We start from the raw sequence: 18,565 nt of genomic DNA on the forward strand, positions 1-18,565 counted from the left end.
GGTCCACATTGGACATCGGTACCGAGTCGTCTCGTACCGAACGGGACCGACGCTTGGGGGCATGCCGGGCGGATCACGTCCTAGTCGGTCCTAAAATAGTCGGTCCTAGTCGTCCGACCTCCTTCGAACGGATCCCGCAACCGAACGGATCCCGCAACGAGGCCGCTTAGCTCGATCGCGAACCGCGAGCCGGCAAAGAACGAGCGCGGGCGGCAGCGCCGCCCGCGCTCGTCCAAGCCGAAGCGATCAGAAGCTGGGTGGGTTGGCGCCCGGGTGCGGCATCTGCTGGGTGCCCTGCGGACCCGCGCCCTGGCTGGATTGGCCCGATTGGCCCGATTGGCTCGGCTGACCGGACGGGCTCGACGGGCCGGGCTGGCCGGACGGGCTCGGCTGACCGGACTGGCTCGACGGTCCTGGCTGACCAGGCTGGCTCGGCTGACCGGACGGGCTCGACGGCGGCGCGGACTGGCTCGACGAGCCCGGCTGCCCCGGCTGGTTCGGGGGCTGGAAACCACCGGAGGCAGGCTCCCAACCACCGGGCTGCTGTGGCTGGGAACCGGACGCCGGGCTCCAACCGCCGCCCGGCTGACCGAACTGACCGGGCTGTCCGGGCTGGTTCCAAGTAGGCGCACCGGGTCCGCCCGGACCACTGGGTCCTCCCGGGCCGCTCGGTCCACCGGGTCCACTGGGACTACCGGGACCACCTGGACCGGACGGGCCACCGCGCTTGCCCGGCTGGAACGGGCCGGACTGCCCGAAGCGCGGCTTCGGCTGCGCGGGCTTCGACGGCGCGTCGACGATGCCAGCCTCGATAAGCAGGATGCCGACCACAGCACCCAACTGCGCGATCGACAGCAGCAGTAGCACCACGACGATCCCGCCCGAGGCACCACCGACGAGGTCCTGCAGCAGCGCGAGCGTCGCGTAGGCGGACAGCGGCGCGGCCGCGAACAGCGCGTCCGGCGTCTTCGGCAGGAACCGCAGGCCCGCCAGCGACGCGGAGACGATCATGGAAAAACCGACGAGGCTGCCGATCGCCACCCCGGCGACCCCGTCGAAGAAGCCGATCAGGTATCCGATCAGACCGGCGCCTGCCGCCACCAGGACCAGGATCTCGTTGAGACCGAGCGAAACGCCGGAGCTTCCCTGGGCTGCCGGCGGCGACTGTCGGGGGAAGGGCGCGGACATGGCTGGACGGACTCCTCGCTTGAACACTCGGGGCGGAGCTTGCTGACGGTATCCAATCAACCGGGCTCGGTGTGCCGGAAGACCGCAAAGCCGGGACTTGCCAGCGGTATCGGCCGGGCATGCGTTCCGGCACCGCCGCAAGATCTCGGACGTCGGGGCGGCACTCGAAGTTCCGCCGGCCGCCCAAAAGCTTTCAGAAAGCCATCGGGGCCGGACTCCCGAAGGCGTCCGGCCCCGAAAACGATGTGCCGAGATCGGGCGCTCAGCCCTTGACGATCTCGCGCATCAGCTTGGCGGTCTCGCTCGGCGTCTTGCCGACCTTGACCCCGGCGGCCTCCAGGGCCTCCTTCTTCGCCGCGGCGGTGCCGGACGAACCGGAGACGATGGCGCCCGCGTGGCCCATGGTCTTGCCCTCCGGCGCGGTGAAACCGGCCACGTAGCCCACCACCGGCTTGGTGATGTTGGCCCTGATGTAGTCGGCCGCCCGCTCCTCGGCGTCCCCACCGATCTCGCCGATCATGACGATGGCCTCGGTCTCCGGGTCGTCCTCGAAGGCCTGCAGCGCGTCGATGTGGGTGGTGCCGATGATCGGGTCGCCACCGATGCCGACGGCGCTGGAGAAACCGATGTCCCGCAGCTCGTACATCATCTGGTAGGTCAGCGTGCCCGACTTGGACACCAGGCCGATCTTGCCCGGGCCGGTGATGTTGGCCGGGATGATGCCGGCGTTGGACTTGCCGGGCGAGATGATGCCCGGGCAGTTCGGCCCGATGATCCGGGTCTTGTTGCCGGTGGCGTTGGCGTGCGCCCAGAAGTAAGCGGAGTCGTGCACCGGGATGCCCTCGGTGATGACCACGGCCAGGCCGATCTCGGCGTCGATGGCCTCGATCACGGCGTCCTTGGCGAACTTCGGCGGCACGAAGACGACCGACACGTCGGCGCCGGTCTCCTTCAGGGCCTCCTTGACAGTGCCGAAGACCGTGAGCTGCTTGTCCTCGATCTCGACGGTCTGCCCGGCCTTGCGGGCGTTCACGCCGCCGACGATGTTGGTGCCGGAGCGCAGCATCCGAGCGGTGTGCTTGGTGCCTTCAGAGCCGGTGATGCCCTGAACGATGACCTTGCTGTTCTCGTTGAGGAAGATAGCCATGGCCTCATGCCCCCGCAGCCAGCTCGGCGGCCTTGTCGGCCGCACCGTCCATGGTGTCCACCATCGTCACGACCGGGTGGTTGGCCTCGGCCAGGATGCGGCGACCCTCTTCGACGTTGTTGCCGTCGAGGCGGACGACCAGCGGCTTGGTGGCCTCGTCGCCCAGGATCTTCAGCGCCTGCACGATGCCGTTGGCAACCGCGTCGCAGGCGGTGATGCCGCCGAAGACGTTTACGAACACCGACTTCACGGCCGGGTCGCCGAGGATGACGTCCAGACCCGCAGCCATCACCTCGGCAGAGGCGCCACCGCCGATGTCCAGGAAGTTCGCCGGCTTCACACCGTTGTGCTTCTCGCCGGCGTAGGCGACCACGTCGAGGGTGGACATGACCAGCCCGGCACCGTTGCCGATGATGCCGACCTCGCCGTCCAGCTTGACGTAGTTGAGGCCCTTCTCCTTGGCCTTGGCCTCGAGCGGGTTCTCCGCTTCCTTGTCCACCAACTCGGCCTGCTTGGCCTGGCGGAACGCGGCGTTCTCGTCGAGGGTGACCTTGCCGTCCAGCGCGATGATCTTGCCCTGCGGGTCCTTGACCAGCGGGTTGACCTCGACCAGCGTGGCGTCCTCGGCGACGAACGTCTCCCACAGCTGGACGATCACGTCGGCGACCTGGTCGGCGACGTCGGCCGGGAACTTCGCAGCGGTGACGATCTCCCGCGCCTTGTCCTGGTCGACGCCCTCGATCGGGTCGATCGCGATCTTGGCCAGCGCCTCGGGCTTGGTAACCGCGACCTCTTCAATCTCCATGCCGCCCTCGACGGAGGCCATCGCGAGGAAGTTGCGGTTGGCGCGGTCGAGGAGGAACGAGAAGTAGTACTCGTCGGCGATGTCGGAGGCGGTGGTGACCAGCACCTTGCGGGTGATGTGGCCCTTGATGTCCAGACCGAGGATCGCCTCGGCCTTGGTCTGGGCCTCATCCGGGTTTTCGGCCAGCTTCACACCGCCGGCCTTACCGCGGCCCCCGGTCTTCACCTGGGCCTTGATCACGACGGGCCCGCCCAGTTCTGCGGCGGCTGCCTTGGCCCCTTGCGGCTCGGTTACCACGGCGCCGGGCAGCGTCGGCACGCCGTGGGAGGCGAAGAGCTCCTTCGCCTGGTACTCGTACAGGTCCACTCGACTCTCCTGCGACGTCGGTGTCGGACTCGGTGACGATATCGACCTGCGACGACGCATGGGGCGGCGCACCTGGTGAACTGCCTCACCTGAGGTTGGGCATTAGCCCTGGTCGAACCGTCGAGCACGGGGATTCGCCTGCTCCGCAGGCTCGAAATCGACGTCCGTGGTGACGAAGGGAACAGCGCATCGCGACGGTGTGCCACGCATTCTCGACCGCTCTTCCGGCGTCGGCAAGACGGCAGCTCGGGGAATTCGGCGCAGGCTCAAGCTCGCGGACCGGACGGACGTTTCCGCTGGTCGGGGCACGTGAGCACTTTGGGGTGCGACCGCACCGAAAAGCACTCACGGGCCCTGAGCAGTCGAGACCCTCGTCAGTTCCGGTCCCGCGGCACGCGGGCCGCGGCGAGGGCGGTGACGAGCAACACGACCGCGCAGGCCGCGCCGAACCACAGCCCCAGGCCCGGCGCCGCGCCGGGGAACCGCTCGGCGGTCAGCGGAAACTCCAGCACCCGGACCGCTACGACGAGCACAGCTCCGATGATCAGCGCCGCAGCCCGGGCGGGCCGGCACATCGGCGCCAACACCGCAGCACCGACCACCGCGGCCAGCGCGACCACCAGGCCCCAGGACGTCGTCCCGAAGTCGGTGAACACCCCCGGCGCCGTGTAGTCCGGGGCTGTGACCACCGGGAAGCTGAACGCACCGGCCGCGAGCAGCAGCGCGACGAGCGACGGGAACAGCACCAACCGGTGCATCGCGATCTCTGTGAGATCCACCTCGTCGCGCTCCACCGCACCGGCGATACCGGCGACGACCCCCGCGAGCGCGGCGAACAGCACCGCGATCCCGGCCGCCCAGGCACCGAATCCGGCCTGCGCGTCCGCGGCCTGCAACGCGGTGAACACCGCGTCGAGCACCCCGGCCGCCGCGAACGGAATCACCACCCATACCACCGGCAGCACCGGGCGAAGCCACCGGGAGGCGCGCGGCAGCAGCAGCCCGCCCCCCAGCACCACCAGCAGGAACCCGGCCGGCCACAACATCCGCGCCGGGTACGGCGACGGGTCGCGCAGACCGTAGGGCATCTCCACCTGCGGTACCGCCGCCGCCAGCAGCGCCAACGCGCCGGCCGCCAGCGCGAGCAGGGCCGAGACGGTGATCAACCGGGTCAGCGCGGGCAGGCGCAGGTCGTCGGCCGGCTCGTCGGAGTCGGCTCGTCCCGCTGGCACTGCCAGGACCACCAACGCAATCGCCGCGACCAGGCCGAACACGGGCCCCCAGGCGAACTGGATGTCGTCGAGCATCGCCGCCGCGACCAGTGGCGGCACGACCACGCACGCCACCGCGGCGGCCACGCCGAGCAGCCCGCCGCGAGCGAACTCCGGGTCGGTGGAGCTCGCCACGAATCCGGCGGCGCTCGGTACCGCGACGGCGAGCAGGAAGCTGCCGATCAGCACCGCCAGAGGCCCGTCGAGGGCCGGGTTCGGCAGTAGATATGGATCGTCGGAGACGAACGGTGCCATCAGGACGCCGACGGCAGCGATCACGCCGGCGCACAGTACGAGCGTGAGCAGGCCCTGCCGGCGCGAGCCGGTGCCCTCATCGCCGTGCTCGACACCCCAGACCGCTAGAAAACCGGCAACGATCGCCGCGACGTGCCCGGCGATCAGCAGCCAGACCCCGGTCGACGGGGCGAAGGAGTCGAGGCTTTCCACCCGGAGCAGCTCGGGGCGGGTGGCCAGCCCCGCATCGACGACGAACTGCAGGTCCAGCACCAATCGGCCGGGAGCGAGCGCCGCTGGGCCGACGAGCATGGCGGCCGCCGCCCCGAGCCGCCCGCGCCGGGCGAAGACGAACGCCGTCGCGGGGGCGAGCAGTGCGAGCACCAGCAGGAGCGGCCATGCCAGGAATGCGGCGGGAGCGCTGGGAACGACGAGTCGATCGCCGCTCTCAGCCGCATCGGGGGATCGGGGTCGGGCTGCGGATTCGTGGCGGGAGCCGAGGAACCGCCGGATGGGAGGTCGGGCCGCGCAGTCACCGCGCAGACGCTAGCAACCCCGGACGCGAACGCCACCCGCCGGTCGCCGCCTCCGGGACATCCCCTAGGGCCCACCGAACAGAGTACTTGCGGTTGCCCATCAAGCGGCTCTTCGAGTGTGACTCATATCACGCCTCGCTACCGCGAGCCGCCTGGATCGAGGCATCCCGGAGCCCGCCATGGTCCGATCGAACAGCCCCGTATCGATCACGAAGCCGCAGGCAGCTTCGCTACGCGACGACCACACCCAGTATCCGCGCACGCCTGACAATGAGGCCCGCGGAACGCCTTTCGAACACGCTCCGTGTCCAAGGCACCACGGACGGGGATTTGCCCCTAGGGGATCAGCTTGGTTACTGTCCCCCGGTCCGTTGTCACGGTCTGATCACGAAGGACAACCTTCGGCCGGTTCCCCGACCGGCCCCCGGGATCCCCGCCCGGGAACGTGATCCGGCTCCCCGAGACGGAAGGGCAACCATTGGCTCGACACCGCTCCCCCGGCGGCGAAGAACACTCCCCGGGCTACGCGGAGGCGTCCCCCGACGACCCCTCCAGTAGCCCAGCGAAGACCCGGGACTCCTCACCCGTATCGGTGTGGCGCGGCCGCGTGGTCGTCGCCGCCGTCGCCGCTGGCGCCTTCGCAGCCGCCGGGCAATCGATGGCCGCAGGTGAAGGGCACGCCGCCCCGGACCACGACGACTTCAACCCCTCTGACGCTTCGGCCTCGTTCAACACCGCGATGGCCGAGCAGACCTACAGCGGAGTCGGCGGCAGCGCCCCGGCCCCGGCGATGCTCCCGGTGGCGAAGACCACGGACGTCAGCTCCGAGATGGAGAAGCTCGCGAAGAGCGAGCGGATCACCCAGGAGCGCGACGCGGCCCGGATCGCCGCCGAGGAAGCGGCACGTGCACCCAGGTACGTCATCCCCGCCGCCGGCACATTCACCTCAGGTTTCGGTGGCCGCTGGGGCACCACGCACTACGGCATCGACATCGCCAACGCCAAGGGAACCCCGATCTATTCCGTCGCCGACGGCGTCGTGATCGAGGCGGGCCCGGCCAGCGGTTTCGGCCTATGGGTGCGGGTTCAGCACGAGGACGGCACGATCACCGTCTACGGCCACGTCAACACCATCACGACCAAGCAGGGCACCAAGGTCAAGGCTGGCGACCAGATCGCCACCATGGGCAACCGCGGCTTCTCCACTGGCCCGCACCTGCACTTCGAGGTGTGGAACACCAGCGGCAAGAAGATCAACCCGCTGCCCTGGATGCAGGCCCGAGGTATCTCGCCCGCGTAAACCTTGCATCCGCGGCTCGGTTTGCGCAGCGGTGCCGGTAGCGGCCCCCTGCGGGAGTTACTGTCGCCTTCTGGACTCCGGGATCCCCGACTCAGGAATGCCAATTCACCTGCCGGGGACTGGCCTCGCCAAGAACCCCGACGCGGTGGGCACAGTCTGAGAACCCGCGGCGGTGCTCGTCGCGGGGGCGCTCGTCGCGGGGGTGGACTAAGCGGCTGGCGCGGAGCTTGAAAGACCAAACCTGAGTTCCCGGAACTTGCAGAATGGCGCCGGTGGCGCGGCTAGGGCCGTCGCTGCCGGTGCCATTTCTGCATGAGCTCCGGGATCTCGGCGCGGAGGAACTCGAAGAATTGCCGCGTCTCGTCGAGGCGCAACCCCGCACGCGTGCTCGCGCCCACTGCGGCCACGCCTTCGGCGAGGGTGCGTTCCCAGCCGATCAGTTCCGCATCGCGCTGCATGATGCTGGCGTACCAGACGTCGTCCAACACCCGGTAGTGGTCGCGCCGCTCGCCGGGGTCGCGCTCCCGCACAACCAGCTTGACCTGCACCAGGTAGCGGACCGCTCCGGACACCGCGGCTGGGCTCACGTCCAGGACCTCGGCCAGCTCGCTCGCCGTCCGCCGCCCTTCGTCGGCGACCAGCAGACTCGCGAGCACGCGCGCCGCCATGCGCGGGAAGCCGGCGCCGGTCAGGTCCAGGGCGAACCGTTCGACGAACCGCGGCACCTCGTCGCCGGAACCTTCCGTCATGTTCCGATCCTCACCAGACGCATCGATACCTGAAAGATTTTAACATTTCTATATTTCATGAATTTGTGAAATCACTGTAGCTTGAGAAGGTGACCGAACGAACCGAACAGATCCGGTTGACCGGCGCGCAGCAGACGCTCCTCGGCCCTCTCCACGCCCGGGCCCTGGACAACCGCAGGCCCGACCCGGTGCTCGGCGACGAGACCGCGGATCGACTGCTCGACCGCATCGACTTCGACTTCCGCAGCCTGCACCTCGGCTCCGGGGACCGGATGACGGTGGTCCTGCGGGCCAAGCAGCTCGACGACTGGGCGGCGCACTACCTCGCGCAACACCCCGACGCGGTGGTGCTGCACCTGGCGTGCGGCCTGGACAGCCGCGCGTTCCGGATCGCCATCCCCGCTGACGCGCACTGGTACGACATCGACCTGCCCGACGTGATCGAACTGCGGAACCGGCTCTACCCGCAGACCCAGGCGAACTACCGCACGATCGCGGCGTCGGTGACCGATCGGGACTGGCTCGACGAGATCCCGACGGGGCGGCCCACGCTGGTCATCGCCGAGGGACTGACGATGTACCTGACCGAAGCGGACGGCATCGACCTGCTGCGGCGATTGGTCGAGCGTTTCGAGGTCGGCGAGACGATGTTCGACGCGGTGCTGCCGTGGACCGTCCGGGCCGCCCGCTACTCCCGGTTCCTCCAACGGGCCGGTGCCGAGTTCCACTGGGGGATCGGCGATCCGCACGCCCTCGAACTGCGCGTACCCGGTCTCCGGCTGCGGCAGGAACTGCCGATGATGGATCTGCCGGGTCTGGCGAAGATGGACGCGACCGACCGGGCGATCGCGAAGTTCATGAACGCCTTTCCGCCGCTGCGCAAGGCCATGCGGCTGCTGCGCTACAGCTTCGAGTAGAAGCAGCAGGAGAAGGTCGAGCTGACCGGGGCGCAGGCGACCATGCTCGCGACGCTCTACCTGCGCGCGCTGGACAACCGATCGGCCGAGCCTATGCTCGGCGACCGGTACGCCGACGAGGCCGTGCAACGCATCGACTTCGACTTCGGCAAGTCCAAGATGGGTGCGCGCAACGCGGTTCCGGTGGCGATGCGCGCCAATGCGCTGGACCGCTGGGTCGAGGAGGCGCTGCGTGGCGGGAACAGTGCGAGCCGCGACTCCAGCCCCGGCATGACCGTCCTGCACCTGGGTTGCGGGCTGGACAGCCGGTTCGAGCGGACAGACCCGCCGGAGGGGGTCGAGTGGTACGACATCGACCAGCCCGACGTCATCGAGCTGCGCCGGCGCCTCTTCCCGGAACGCCCGCACCACCACACCATCGGTTCGTCGGTGACCGCGCCCGACCTGCTCGACGACATCCCCGGCGACCGGCCGGTGCTGGCGGTCGCCGAAGGACTCACGATGTATCTGTCCGAAGTGGACGGTATCGCGTTGCTGCGCCGCATCACCGAGCACTTCCCCGGTGGGGAGCTGCTCTTCAAGGCCTTCAGCAGCCTGGGGGGCCGGGTGTCCAACCGGCTCAACCCGGCGGTGGTGCACGCCGGGGCGCACCTGCGCTGGGGCATCGACGACCCGCAGTCGCTGGAATCCAGCGTGCCCGGGCTGCGGCTGGTCACGGAGTGGTCGTTCACCGATGCGCCCGAGCTGGAGCGCTACCCGCAGCCCGTTCGGGCCGCCATCTGCGCGTCCGGACGCATCACCGCCATCCGCCGCATGGGCCGGATACTCCGCTACCGCTTCTGACTCAGCGGCACGTCGCCAAGTCCAAGAGCCGGTGCACGCCGGGCGACTCGATCGGGAGGTGCCCGGCGCCCGGCAGCATGGCCAGTTTCTTCGCCCCCGCAAGCCGGTCGAAGAACGGCCGGCTCAACTCCACCGGTGTCCAGGCGTCCTCGGCGGGGTGCGCCAAGCGCGCCATCCCGCACTCGCTCAGCGAGCAGCACCTCCAGCAGCCCGAAGGCGATCTGGCCGGGTCTGTTGCGCGCGTTCGACTGGCTGACACCGGAGAGAGCGAACCAACTCCGCCGGTGCTCCGTCGGCGGGCCGGACCACGAGTTGACCGCTGCGCTGCTCGTGCCAGGAATCGATGCGCAGATCCACCGCGTGGTCCTGGCCTGCGACGATGACCTGGCGCGGTCCGAGCGCACCGAGGCGCTGATCGCGCTGTGGAGCGCGCTGCCCGCACGCCTCTGAAGATGCCCCTCGACGCGCTCGCAGCTCGTGAAGCGGCGGCCTGCCCTCCGGCGTGGCACGGTTTCGTCAGGAGGTGGTGGCGATGATCAACGGGGCGCACTTGTTGTTGTTCAGCCGGGACGCCGAGCGGGATCGGGCGTTCCTCCGCGACGTGCTCGGTTTCGAGTCCGTCGACGTCGGGGGCGGGTGGCTGATCTTCGGGCTGCCGCCCGCCGAACTCGCCACCCACCCCACCCACGGGGAGCCCACCTGCCAGCTCTACCTGATGTGCGACGACATCGCGGTCACCATCGGTGAACTGCAGGAGAGCGGCGTCGAGATCACCCGCCCGGTCAGCAACGAGGGCTGGGGACTGCTCACCGCCCTCCGCCTGCCCAGCGGCGCCGAGATCGGGCTCTACGAGCCCAAGCACCCCCGGCCTGCCGGGATGTAAGCGAGACCGTGCGCGCCGGGCTCGCCGCGCCGATCGATCGGCAACGTGGCCACCGTGCGATGGGTTTCGAGGTCTATGGGTTTCGAGGTCTATGGGGTTTCGAGGTCGATGACGGAGACCGTTGAGGACGTGACGGCGGAAACCTAGGCGCGCGTGCCGTCGGTCGAGGACGCGATGGTGAGCGGGAAGCTGCCTACCTCGACGCTGCCGAGCGGTTCATAGGTGCCAGGTGCGTCGCTCAGCAGCCGACCGGGCGCCTGTCCGCCGAAGGGCGAGTCGCCGCCGGCGGAATCGCCGATGAGCAGCACCCCGGTACCAGACGAACGGCTTGCCGGTGGCTCGCACGATCTGCCGGATGCGGCTGAGTCCGTCCCGTCGACGAGGATCCGATCGACAGCGAACTCCTCGGGCTGGAGATGATGCGTAGGAAGCGATGCGGAGAACGCGGCTGCTTCCGCCCGTGGTTCGGCGCCCCGTCCACGGCACTCCCTCCACACCGTGGACGTTCCACTTGATGCGGTCCGCGAAGAGATCGGTCAACGCACCGATCGCACGTTGCCCAGTCTGGGTTGGAACTCGTCAACGACTGCCCGGGTTTCGCTCACGATGTTTCTCGCGAGGTCGTTCTGCTGCTACCGCAGGGCCGAACCTCGGTCGGGCGCCGGTTGTTCCACGCGAACTCGAACATCGTCTACTTGGGACGATGAACTTCCCGCCGTCGGGTCATAGCTTGCTGATCGGCACGCTGCCGATCAGCATCAAGCGGACCGTGCCGGAGCTACCGAAGTCGATCGTCGCGGTGGCCCGCGGTCCCTCACCCTCGGTGGACAGCACCGTGCCCAGCCCGTACTTGTCGTGGGTGACCCGGTCACCGGCGGCCAGCTTGATGGCGACGGTGTCCTTCCAGCCCTTCATGCCGGTGCTGCGCATGCCGCGCGCCGCCAGCCCGGCCTGAGCCGAATCCGAGCCGGTGCGGTCGAAACCGCCACGGCTGCCCCAGGTGCTGCGCACCTGCGGGGCGGCGCGCTCCGGTTCGATCCGGCGCCAGTGCATCAGCTCGTCCGGGATCTCGGTGAGGAACCGGGAAGCCGGGTTGGTCATCGGCTGGCCCCACGCGGAACGCATGAGCGCCCGCGACAGGTACAGCCGCTGCCGGGCGCGGGTGATGCCCACGTACGCCAACCGCCGCTCCTCGGCCAGTTCGGCCGGGTCGCCGAGCGCCCGCGAGTGCGGGAACACCCCGTCCTCCCAGCCGGTGCAGAACACCACCGGGAACTCCAGGCCCTTCGCGGTGTGCAGGGTCATCAGGGTGACGACCCCGTCGCCGGATTCGGGCAGCGAGTCCGCGTCCGCCACCAGCGAGACGCGCTCCAGGAACGCCGACAGCGAGTCGTCGGCGGGCAGCCCCAGCGCCGCCTCCTCCGCGTCCTCCGCGGCCGGCACCGCGGCCGCGACCACGGCCTCGGCCGACGGGTCGACCTCGGCCGAGGGCTCGCCGACCGGAGCTCCCGCTTGGATCTCGGTGAACTCCCGCGCGACCGTCACGAGCTCGGTCAGGTTCTCCACCCGCGTGGCGTCCTGCGGGTCGTCGCTGGCCTCCAGCTCGGCGCGGTAGCCGGTGCGCTCCAGTACCTGCTCCAGGATCTCGGCTACATCGGACTCCGCCGCGACCGCCTGGAGCTCGTCCAGCAGCGCCACGAAACCCGCGATGGCGTTGCGCGCCCGGGTGTTGAGCAGCGGGACCTGCCCGGCCGCCGCCTTCCGCAGCGCAGCGGCGAACGAGATCCGCTCCTGCTCGGCGTGCACTGCGACCACGGCCTCCGCCCGGTCCCCGATGCTGCGCTTCGGCACGTTGAGGATGCGGCGCAGGCTCACCGTGTCGTCCGGGTTGTCCAGCACTCGCAGGTAGGCCAGCGCGTCTCGCACCTCGCGACGCTCGTAGAAGCGCACCCCGCCGACGACCCGGTACGGCAGGCCCAGCCGGATGAACACCTCCTCGAACACCCGGGACTGGTTGTTCGTCCGGTAGAACACCGCGATGTCGTTGAACGTCGCGTCGCCGTCGTCCACCAGCCGGTCGATCTCGCCGGCCACGAACGCCGCCTCGTCGTGCTCGTTGTCCGAGACGTAGCCGACGATCTGCTCGCCGTCCCCGGCGTCGCTCCACAACCGCTTGTCGCGCCGGTTCGGGTTGCGCCGGATCACCGCGTTCGCCGCGGACAGGATCGTCTGCGTGGAACGGTAGTTCTGCTCCAGCAGGATCGTCCGGGCCTGCGGGTAGTCGCGCTCGAACTCCTCGATGTTGCGGATCGTCGCGCCCCGGAAGGCATAGATCGACTGGTCCGCGTCACCGACCACGCACAGTTCGGCGGGCTCGATGCCGCTGTCGGCCGCCTCGGTGCCGACCAGCTCACGCACCAGCACGTACTGCGCGTGGTTGGTGTCCTGGTACTCGTCGACGAGCACGTGCCGGAAGCGCCGCCGGTAGTACTCCGCGACCGCGGGGTGCTCCTGCAGCAGTTCGACCGTGCGCATGATCAGGTCGTCGAAGTCCATCGCGTTGGAGTCGACGAGCCGGCGCTGGTAAGCGGCGTAGACCTGGGCGACCTTGCGCTCCATGTCGTTTCCCGCCTGCTCGGCGGCGGCCTCCGGGGACAGCAGTTCGTTCTTCAAGTTCGAGATGTGCACCGCGAGCGTGCGCGCCGGGTAGCGCTTGGAATCCAGGTCCTGCTCTCGCGCGATCATGGTGATCAGCCGCCGGGAGTCGTCCGCGTCGTAGATCGAGAAGTTGGACGACATTCCCAGCGTCTTGGCCTCGCGGCGCAACACCCGGACGCACATCGAGTGGAACGTCGACACCCACATCACGTTGGCCCGCCGACCCACCAACTCGACGACGCGTCCCTTCATCTCGGCCGCGGCCTTGTTGGTGAAGGTGATCGCCATGATCTGGCCCGGATGCGCGCCCCCCGCCAGCAGGTACGCGATCCGGTTGGTCAGCACCCGCGTCTTGCCCGACCCGGCACCCGCCACCACCAGCAGCGGCGAGCCGGTGTGCACCACGGCGTCGCGCTGCTGCGGGTTCAGACCAGCAAGCAGGGCGTCCGGATCCGGACCGGACCGCGAGGCGGGCCCGGATTCGTCCGATTGCAGCGATCCGTGCTGCGGTAGATCGCTCTGCCACTGGAGGTCGAGTGGGGTGCTCATCGTTGCTCCACGTTACCGGCGAGCCCGGACAAAACCCGAATCCCGGTGCCCGGGGCTCCAGATCGCACCGCAGATCGCACCGCCGCACGAGCCGATCCGCGCGGACTCCAAGCCGCCGCACCGGCTGCGGCTGCCTGGGCGGATGATGCGTCGAGCACGACAGCGGCGACTGTTGCCCTTGAAGCGAAAGAGAAAGCAGCTCCGCCGTGTCCAACGCAGTTTCCGCAGGCACCGCAGGCACCGCAGGCACCGCAGGCCCCGCAGGCACCGCAGGCACCGCAGGCCCCGCATCGGCCCACCGGTGGGCCCTGCCGACCTGCCCGGACCTCCCACTTGGCCCCCGAATTGTCAGGGGGCAGCCAGGGGATGCCCGGATCCGCCGCGCGCAACAGGCCTGGAAGGTGAATTCCGACCGCCGTATCCGCCACGAAACGGAATGAGCCGCCCATGGAGTGGGTCAACCAGATCGATGCCGCGATCCGGGACTTCATCGCGTGGGCCGCGACGCTGAACCCGTGGCTGTGCGTGCTGCTGGCCCTGGTCCTGCTGTCATTGGAAACCTCCATCTTCATCGGCTTGTTGGTCCCGGGCGAAGCGACGCTGCTGCTCACCATCGCCGTCCTCGGCGGCAGGTGGGCACCGGCGCTGTTCGCCGCGGCGGTGGTGGGCAACGTCATCGGGCAGAGCGGGGGCTACTGGCTGGGCCGCCTGATCGGCCCCGGGCTCCGCAACACGTGGGCCGGGCGCAAGATCGGCGCACACCGCTGGCAGGCCGCCGAGGCGATCGTGCAGGACACCGGCGGGCGCGCGCTGATCACGACGCGCTTCGTCGCCGTGGTGCACGCCGTGGTCCCGGCCGTGGTGGGCACCTTGCGGTTGCCGTTCGGCCGCTTCCTGGGGCTCTCCGCAATCGGCGCCGTGCTGTGGGCAGGGGTGCAGACCGCCGTCGCGGTGGCGCTCGGCGAGGCCGCCCGGGCGGTCGGCTACGGCTGGACGGTGCTGGCGTTGACATGTGCGGGCGGCGTGGCGCCGGGCGTCGTCGTGATCCGCGGCCCGCGTCGGCAGTCCGCTCGACGAGCCGCCGAGCGAGTCGACGTCGAGCCCGGTCGGGGCGCCGTCCGGTGTGCCGGTGGGCAGGAGGTTCGGTAGTCATGGCTCCAAGATCCACGCCGGACCCGGCGCAATCCAGGGGAATAACTCGAACTGGTGATCGAATGATTCGAAGTCCACTCGTTGGGATGAGTGATCCACGTCACAACAAATGCGATGCAGGCTGTGGCAGACTGACCGCGTGCGAACGCAGACCTACGAGTTTTTCTACGGGCCCGGGACTCCGGCGCCCGTAGCTGTGTGAGCTCAAAAACCACTACGACGCCCCGGGGTTTTCGGACTCGGGGCGTTCGCGCGTTCCGGGGCCGGGGGCAGGGGCCGAAGCCGGAGGACAACGCCCGATGAAAGCCACTGTGGACGGTGACCAGCCACAGTCCGAGCTCGCCTCGGCCAAGCAGGCCGCCGCGGAGGCCATCAGCAACTTCCGCGAGGAAATCGACTACCTGGACACCGAGATCCTACGCCTGGTCAAGCGCCGCGCCGAGGTCTCCCGACAGGTCGGCCAGGCCCGGATGGCGGCCGGCGGACCCCGCATCGTCTACAACCGCGAGATGGACGTGCTCGCGCGCTACCGGGAGCTCGGGCCGGAAGGCCGCGAACTCGCGATGATCCTGCTGCGCCTGGGCCGCGGCCGTCTCGGCCACTGACGAACCCGCGACGCAGGAGCAGGCGTCGGTCGTGCGCACCCCCAACGCGCCCACGACCGGACAAGACCCACCTGCCCGCTGCGGCACCGGCGGATCCCACCGGTGCCGCAGCGGGGAGCTCAGTGCGCGGTCCAGCCGCCGTCGATCGGGAACGAGGCGCCGGTGATCGACGTCGTGCCGGGTCCGCACAACCACACCGCGAGCTCGGCGACCTCGACCGGTTCCACCAGGCGCTTGATCGGCGTGCGGGCCAGCAGCACGTCCTCGACGACCTGGTCCTCCGGCACCCGGAGCAGCTCCGCCTGCTCGGCGACTTGGCGCTCCACCAACGGGGTCCGCGCGAAACCCGGGCAGACGCAGTTCGACGTCACCCCGTGGGGCGCGCCCTCCAACGCGGTCGTCTTGGACAGCCCTTCGATCGCGTGCTTCGCGGTCACGTAGGCGCTCTTGAACGGCGAGGCGCGCTGACCGTGCACGGATGAGATGTTGACGATCCGCCCCCAGCCCCGGTCGTACATGCCCGGCAGCGCGGCACGCACGATCCGGAACGGCGCCTCCACCATCACCCGCAGCATCGCGCTGAAGGTGTCCTCCGGGAACCGGTGGATCGGCGCGACGTGCTGGAATCCCGCGTTGTTGACCACGATGTCCGCCCGGGCGCCCAGCTCCGCGGCGGCGTCGAGGTCGGCGAGGTCGACGACCCTGGCCTCGGCGCCGATCTCGGCCGCGACCGCCTCGACCCCCTTAGTCCGGTCCACCGCGATCACTTCGGCCCCGGCCTCCGCCAATCGGCGGGCGACCGCCGCGCCGATCCCGCTCGCCGCACCCGTGACCACTGCTCGTTTGTCCCCCAGGTCCAGGCCGCTGGATCGCGCAGAGCTCGCACCAACCGACCCGGCCAACCGATCGCTCATAGCCTGAGAACCTAAGGCGTGAGTCCGGTCTCAATCCAGGGCCAAACCACAACCTTCTCCGCCTGCCACCGCGGCGACGCTGCTGACCGGGCGTTTTCCGCGGTAGTGCGTTCGGCGGAACTTCCGACGCCACCCCGGAACCCCCCGGCATTCGGCTACCTGCAGCAGCCCGCGAGGCATATCCGGGATATCACCCATACCGGGCGCGGGGAAAACGAGGCAGACTGTGGTCATGGTTCTCGGTCTAGTGGCCTTTCTCGTGACGCTGGCCGGCGTGCTCGTCGCCGCCGGACACGCTGGCTACCTCGCGATGCTGACTTCGGCCGCGAAGAAGCGCGCAGGCGGCCAGCCGGCCGTCGACTTCGCCCGGAAGCGATTCCCGATCGCCGGAGTCGGCCTGGGCGTGACCCTGCTGGCCATGCTGATCAGCACGGGCGGCACCGGCGCGGAGATCTTCGCGATACTGCTCGGCGGAGGCGGCGGCGTCGCCTCGCTCAAGGCGCTGCAGTCCACGCAGAGCAAGTTCCGCAAGGGGCAGTTCTGATCGACGCGTCACGCGGCGACGGCTGACGCCGGGAGCGATCAAGTCCGCTGCGCGCCTATCCGCGCGATCAATATTGGGCCTTTCGATGCAGCACAACGCACCGAAAGGCCTTTTTGCTCACAATGAGTAGTCGTTTGACCCCGCACCGGAGTCGTCACGTCTGCCCCTTTAAGCTGTGACCATGACCACTTCGCCGGAAGCGTCCACAGCAGCCCGGCGTGCTTTGGTGGTCACCGCGCACCCCGACGACGTCGACTTCGGGTCCGCGGGCACCATCGCCTCCTGGGTCGCCGACGGTATGCAGGTCACCTACTGCGTGTGCACCGCGGGCGATGCCGGGGGCTTCGACCACACACCGCGGGAGGACATGCCGCGCATCCGGCAGGACGAGCAGCGGGCCGCCGCAGCCGCCGTCGGCGTCACCGACGTGCAGTTCCTCGGCTACCAGGACGGGCAGGTCACCGCGAACCTGCAGCTGCGGCGGGACATCACCAGGGTGATCCGCCAGGTCCGCCCGCACCGGGTCATCAGCCACTCCCCGGAGATCAACTGGGCCCACCTCCCGACCTCGCACCCGGACCACCGCGCCGTCGGCGAGGCCACCCTCGCCGCGATCTACCCGGACGCGCGCAACGGCTTCGCCCACCCCGCGTTGCTGCAGGAAGGGCTGCAGCCGTGGACAGTGAGCGAGCTGTGGATGTCGGAATCACCCGAAGAGCGGGTCAACCGGGCGGTCGACATCACCGATTTCTTCGACGCGAAACTCGCGGCGCTGTCCGCACACCGGTCGCAAACCGCCCATCTCGACGACCTCCAGGGCATGATCCGGCGGCACCTGGCACGGACGGCCGAGCGGCACGGCATGGCCGGTCGACTCGCCGAGGCATTCCACGTAGTCGACACGTCGTGAACTCCCCGCGAGTCGCAGAAAGTCGAGACTTCCGATGCACAGCGGCAGAACCCCCGGCTGGAGCGGCCAGCTCGACGAGCCGCCGACGCCGGAACCGCCCGCGCACGGCCGGCACCGGACCGGAGCAGCGGTCTCGTGGACACCGGTGCCCCGCAAGTGCCAGGCGTCGCACGCGCTCGCCGCGGGGCTGGTGACCGACCCGCTGGTCGACACCGTGCCGGTGGGCGGGTTGCACAAGTTCGACCTGGGCATGGTCCCGGCCTCGGTCACCCCGCCGCGGACCTGGCGGCAGGCGGCCTGGTTCGCGATCGCTTCGTCGGCCGCCGCGCTGGGCGGGCTGATGTTCGTCACGACCTTGCTGGCCGACAGCACGACGACGATCGAGGGTCTGGAGCTGCCGAGCATGCCGCGCGGCCGCGACTACCCGCCGCTGCCGCCTTCGGACCCGTACTACCTGACCGGCAATCCGACCCGGCCGGAGGCGGTGCGGACGACCGGCTCGGTGCAGGCGCTGCCGCCGATGGCCGTGCCCGAAGGCGTCCCGAGCCCGTCGAGCTCCGCCAGCGGCACGGTTCCGGCTCCAGGCATACTCGGCTGGTCGACCTCCAGCGCCGCGCCGGCCTCGACCAGCGGGACGCGGGTGCCCGCGGTCCCGCAGCTGCTGTTCGGCGACACCGAGGCGATCAAGCAGCGCAGCCGGGCGTACCACGCCGCGATCAGCCGCGGCGACCTGCGGGACGCCTACTCGATGACCACCGGATCGTTGCGGGCCGAGGGCTACGAGGCGTTCGCCGCCCGGTACTCGGGTACCGAGTCGGTCGAGATCGTCGACGGCTACGCGACACCGAACAGCACGGTGCACACCCTCCGGTTGACCATGGCGGACGGCACCGTGCAGACCCAGCGCCGGGAGCTGCGGTACACACTGGAGGACGAACCGCTGATCACCTCCGACAAGCGAATCTTCTGATCACGAATCCTGATCCACTGCTCC

19 protein-coding genes are annotated in these 18,565 nt (G+C 69.6%); 10 read left to right on the top strand and 9 right to left on the bottom strand.

Annotated elements, in window-relative coordinates; genetic code table 11:
* Window positions 1-246 precede the first annotated feature (246 nt).
* The 4 genes from ACRXBZ_RS15695 to ACRXBZ_RS15710 form a co-directional block, all read right to left on the bottom strand.
* Window positions 247-1,188: a DUF5336 domain-containing protein gene (locus ACRXBZ_RS15695; RefSeq protein ID WP_433879757.1), complete on the bottom strand. Its 942-nt coding sequence runs from the start codon at window positions 1,186-1,188 to the stop codon at window positions 247-249.
* Window positions 1,189-1,450: 262 nt separating this feature from the next.
* The gene (gene sucD, locus ACRXBZ_RS15700; RefSeq protein ID WP_433879758.1) at window positions 1,451-2,335 is read right to left on the bottom strand and encodes a succinate--CoA ligase subunit alpha; all 885 of its coding nucleotides are present in this window, start codon (window positions 2,333-2,335) and stop codon (window positions 1,451-1,453) included.
* A gap of 4 nt (window positions 2,336-2,339) precedes the next feature.
* Entirely contained in the window at window positions 2,340-3,506 is a 1,167-nt protein-coding gene (gene sucC / locus ACRXBZ_RS15705) for an ADP-forming succinate--CoA ligase subunit beta (RefSeq protein ID WP_168585401.1), read from the bottom strand.
* 374 nt (window positions 3,507-3,880) lie between these two features.
* Window positions 3,881-5,395, bottom strand: a complete 1,515-nt coding sequence (locus tag ACRXBZ_RS15710) for a hypothetical protein (protein WP_433879759.1) — start codon at window positions 5,393-5,395, stop codon at window positions 3,881-3,883.
* A 630-nt stretch (window positions 5,396-6,025) separates the two neighbouring features.
* Between ACRXBZ_RS15710 and ACRXBZ_RS15715 the strand changes: the two genes are divergently transcribed.
* Window positions 6,026-6,847: a M23 family metallopeptidase gene (locus ACRXBZ_RS15715; protein WP_433879760.1), complete on the top strand. Its 822-nt coding sequence runs from the start codon at window positions 6,026-6,028 to the stop codon at window positions 6,845-6,847.
* A gap of 281 nt (window positions 6,848-7,128) precedes the next feature.
* On the opposite strand, the gene ACRXBZ_RS15720 is transcribed toward ACRXBZ_RS15715, so the two are convergent.
* Complete coding sequence (locus ACRXBZ_RS15720) at window positions 7,129-7,596, bottom strand: GbsR/MarR family transcriptional regulator (protein WP_168585404.1); 468 nt, start codon at window positions 7,594-7,596, stop codon at window positions 7,129-7,131.
* Between the two features lie 89 nt (window positions 7,597-7,685).
* Here ACRXBZ_RS15720 and ACRXBZ_RS15725 point away from each other — a divergent pair, with 89 nt between their 5' ends.
* A complete protein-coding gene (locus tag ACRXBZ_RS15725) occupies window positions 7,686-8,513 on the top strand; it encodes a class I SAM-dependent methyltransferase (RefSeq protein ID WP_433879761.1) in 828 nt (275 codons plus the stop codon).
* Window positions 8,514-8,555: 42 nt separating this feature from the next.
* Entirely contained in the window at window positions 8,556-9,356 is an 801-nt protein-coding gene (locus ACRXBZ_RS15730; protein ID WP_433879762.1) for a class I SAM-dependent methyltransferase, read from the top strand.
* 1 nt (window position 9,357) lies between these two features.
* On the opposite strand, the gene ACRXBZ_RS15735 is transcribed toward ACRXBZ_RS15730, so the two are convergent.
* On the bottom strand, window positions 9,358-9,531 hold the full coding sequence (locus tag ACRXBZ_RS15735; protein WP_433879763.1) for an alpha/beta fold hydrolase: 174 nt from the start codon (window positions 9,529-9,531) through the stop codon (window positions 9,358-9,360).
* Between the two features lie 137 nt (window positions 9,532-9,668).
* Between ACRXBZ_RS15735 and ACRXBZ_RS15740 the strand changes: the two genes are divergently transcribed.
* Together ACRXBZ_RS15740 and ACRXBZ_RS15745 are read left to right on the top strand one after the other, a co-directional pair.
* Window positions 9,669-9,806, top strand: a complete 138-nt coding sequence (locus ACRXBZ_RS15740) for a hypothetical protein (protein ID WP_433879764.1) — start codon at window positions 9,669-9,671, stop codon at window positions 9,804-9,806.
* 82 nt (window positions 9,807-9,888) lie between these two features.
* Window positions 9,889-10,239: a VOC family protein gene (locus ACRXBZ_RS15745; RefSeq protein ID WP_433879765.1), complete on the top strand. Its 351-nt coding sequence runs from the start codon at window positions 9,889-9,891 to the stop codon at window positions 10,237-10,239.
* A gap of 143 nt (window positions 10,240-10,382) precedes the next feature.
* On the opposite strand, the gene ACRXBZ_RS15750 is transcribed toward ACRXBZ_RS15745, so the two are convergent.
* Together ACRXBZ_RS15750 and ACRXBZ_RS15755 are read right to left on the bottom strand one after the other, a co-directional pair.
* Window positions 10,383-10,547, bottom strand: coding sequence for a hypothetical protein (locus tag ACRXBZ_RS15750; protein ID WP_433879766.1), 165 nt, complete (start codon window positions 10,545-10,547; stop codon window positions 10,383-10,385).
* Window positions 10,548-10,962: 415 nt separating this feature from the next.
* The gene (locus ACRXBZ_RS15755) at window positions 10,963-13,446 is read right to left on the bottom strand and encodes a UvrD-helicase domain-containing protein (RefSeq protein WP_433879767.1); all 2,484 of its coding nucleotides are present in this window, start codon (window positions 13,444-13,446) and stop codon (window positions 10,963-10,965) included.
* 447 nt (window positions 13,447-13,893) lie between these two features.
* Here ACRXBZ_RS15755 and ACRXBZ_RS15760 point away from each other — a divergent pair, with 447 nt between their 5' ends.
* Together ACRXBZ_RS15760 and ACRXBZ_RS15765 are read left to right on the top strand one after the other, a co-directional pair.
* The gene (locus ACRXBZ_RS15760) at window positions 13,894-14,595 is read left to right on the top strand and encodes a DedA family protein (RefSeq protein WP_433879768.1); all 702 of its coding nucleotides are present in this window, start codon (window positions 13,894-13,896) and stop codon (window positions 14,593-14,595) included.
* 302 nt (window positions 14,596-14,897) lie between these two features.
* The gene (locus ACRXBZ_RS15765; RefSeq protein WP_433879769.1) at window positions 14,898-15,203 is read left to right on the top strand and encodes a chorismate mutase; all 306 of its coding nucleotides are present in this window, start codon (window positions 14,898-14,900) and stop codon (window positions 15,201-15,203) included.
* A gap of 119 nt (window positions 15,204-15,322) precedes the next feature.
* On the opposite strand, the gene ACRXBZ_RS15770 is transcribed toward ACRXBZ_RS15765, so the two are convergent.
* Window positions 15,323-16,117, bottom strand: a complete 795-nt coding sequence (locus ACRXBZ_RS15770) for a 3-hydroxybutyrate dehydrogenase (RefSeq protein WP_210435478.1) — start codon at window positions 16,115-16,117, stop codon at window positions 15,323-15,325.
* A gap of 247 nt (window positions 16,118-16,364) precedes the next feature.
* On the opposite strand from ACRXBZ_RS15770, the gene ACRXBZ_RS15775 reads away from it, so the two are divergent.
* The 3 genes from ACRXBZ_RS15775 to ACRXBZ_RS15785 all read left to right on the top strand — a co-directional run bounded on the left by ACRXBZ_RS15775 (window position 16,365) and on the right by ACRXBZ_RS15785 (window position 18,541).
* Complete coding sequence (locus tag ACRXBZ_RS15775; protein ID WP_397545003.1) at window positions 16,365-16,661, top strand: hypothetical protein; 297 nt, start codon at window positions 16,365-16,367, stop codon at window positions 16,659-16,661.
* 181 nt (window positions 16,662-16,842) lie between these two features.
* Window positions 16,843-17,571: a PIG-L deacetylase family protein gene (locus tag ACRXBZ_RS15780; RefSeq protein ID WP_168585410.1), complete on the top strand. Its 729-nt coding sequence runs from the start codon at window positions 16,843-16,845 to the stop codon at window positions 17,569-17,571.
* Window positions 17,572-17,605: 34 nt separating this feature from the next.
* The gene (locus ACRXBZ_RS15785) at window positions 17,606-18,541 is read left to right on the top strand and encodes a hypothetical protein (RefSeq protein ID WP_433879770.1); all 936 of its coding nucleotides are present in this window, start codon (window positions 17,606-17,608) and stop codon (window positions 18,539-18,541) included.
* Window positions 18,542-18,565: the final 24 nt, after the last annotated feature.

The organism is Saccharopolyspora hattusasensis (genome assembly GCF_050972075.1).
GTDB classification, from domain to species: domain Bacteria; phylum Actinomycetota; class Actinomycetes; order Mycobacteriales; family Pseudonocardiaceae; genus Saccharopolyspora; species Saccharopolyspora hattusasensis.

Excerpts from the sequence above, each read along its gene's own strand:
- ACRXBZ_RS15695 (WP_433879757.1), bottom strand. The coding sequence starts at position 1,188 with ATGTCCGCGCCCTTCCCCCGACAGTCGCCGCCGGCAGCCCAGGGAAGC.
- sucD (WP_433879758.1), bottom strand. The coding sequence starts at position 2,335 with ATGGCTATCTTCCTCAACGAGAACAGCAAGGTCATCGTTCAGGGCATC.
- ACRXBZ_RS15720 (WP_168585404.1), bottom strand. The coding sequence starts at position 7,596 with ATGACGGAAGGTTCCGGCGACGAGGTGCCGCGGTTCGTCGAACGGTTC.
- ACRXBZ_RS15730 (WP_433879762.1), top strand. The coding sequence starts at position 8,556 with ATGCTCGCGACGCTCTACCTGCGCGCGCTGGACAACCGATCGGCCGAG.
- ACRXBZ_RS15735 (WP_433879763.1), bottom strand. The coding sequence starts at position 9,531 with ATGGCGCGCTTGGCGCACCCCGCCGAGGACGCCTGGACACCGGTGGAG.
- ACRXBZ_RS15745 (WP_433879765.1), top strand. The coding sequence starts at position 9,889 with ATGATCAACGGGGCGCACTTGTTGTTGTTCAGCCGGGACGCCGAGCGG.
- ACRXBZ_RS15755 (WP_433879767.1), bottom strand. The coding sequence starts at position 13,446 with ATGAGCACCCCACTCGACCTCCAGTGGCAGAGCGATCTACCGCAGCAC.
- ACRXBZ_RS15760 (WP_433879768.1), top strand. The coding sequence starts at position 13,894 with ATGGAGTGGGTCAACCAGATCGATGCCGCGATCCGGGACTTCATCGCG.
- ACRXBZ_RS15765 (WP_433879769.1), top strand. The coding sequence starts at position 14,898 with ATGAAAGCCACTGTGGACGGTGACCAGCCACAGTCCGAGCTCGCCTCG.
- ACRXBZ_RS15770 (WP_210435478.1), bottom strand. The coding sequence starts at position 16,117 with ATGAGCGATCGGTTGGCCGGGTCGGTTGGTGCGAGCTCTGCGCGATCC.
- ACRXBZ_RS15780 (WP_168585410.1), top strand. The coding sequence starts at position 16,843 with ATGACCACTTCGCCGGAAGCGTCCACAGCAGCCCGGCGTGCTTTGGTG.
- ACRXBZ_RS15785 (WP_433879770.1), top strand. The coding sequence starts at position 17,606 with ATGCACAGCGGCAGAACCCCCGGCTGGAGCGGCCAGCTCGACGAGCCG.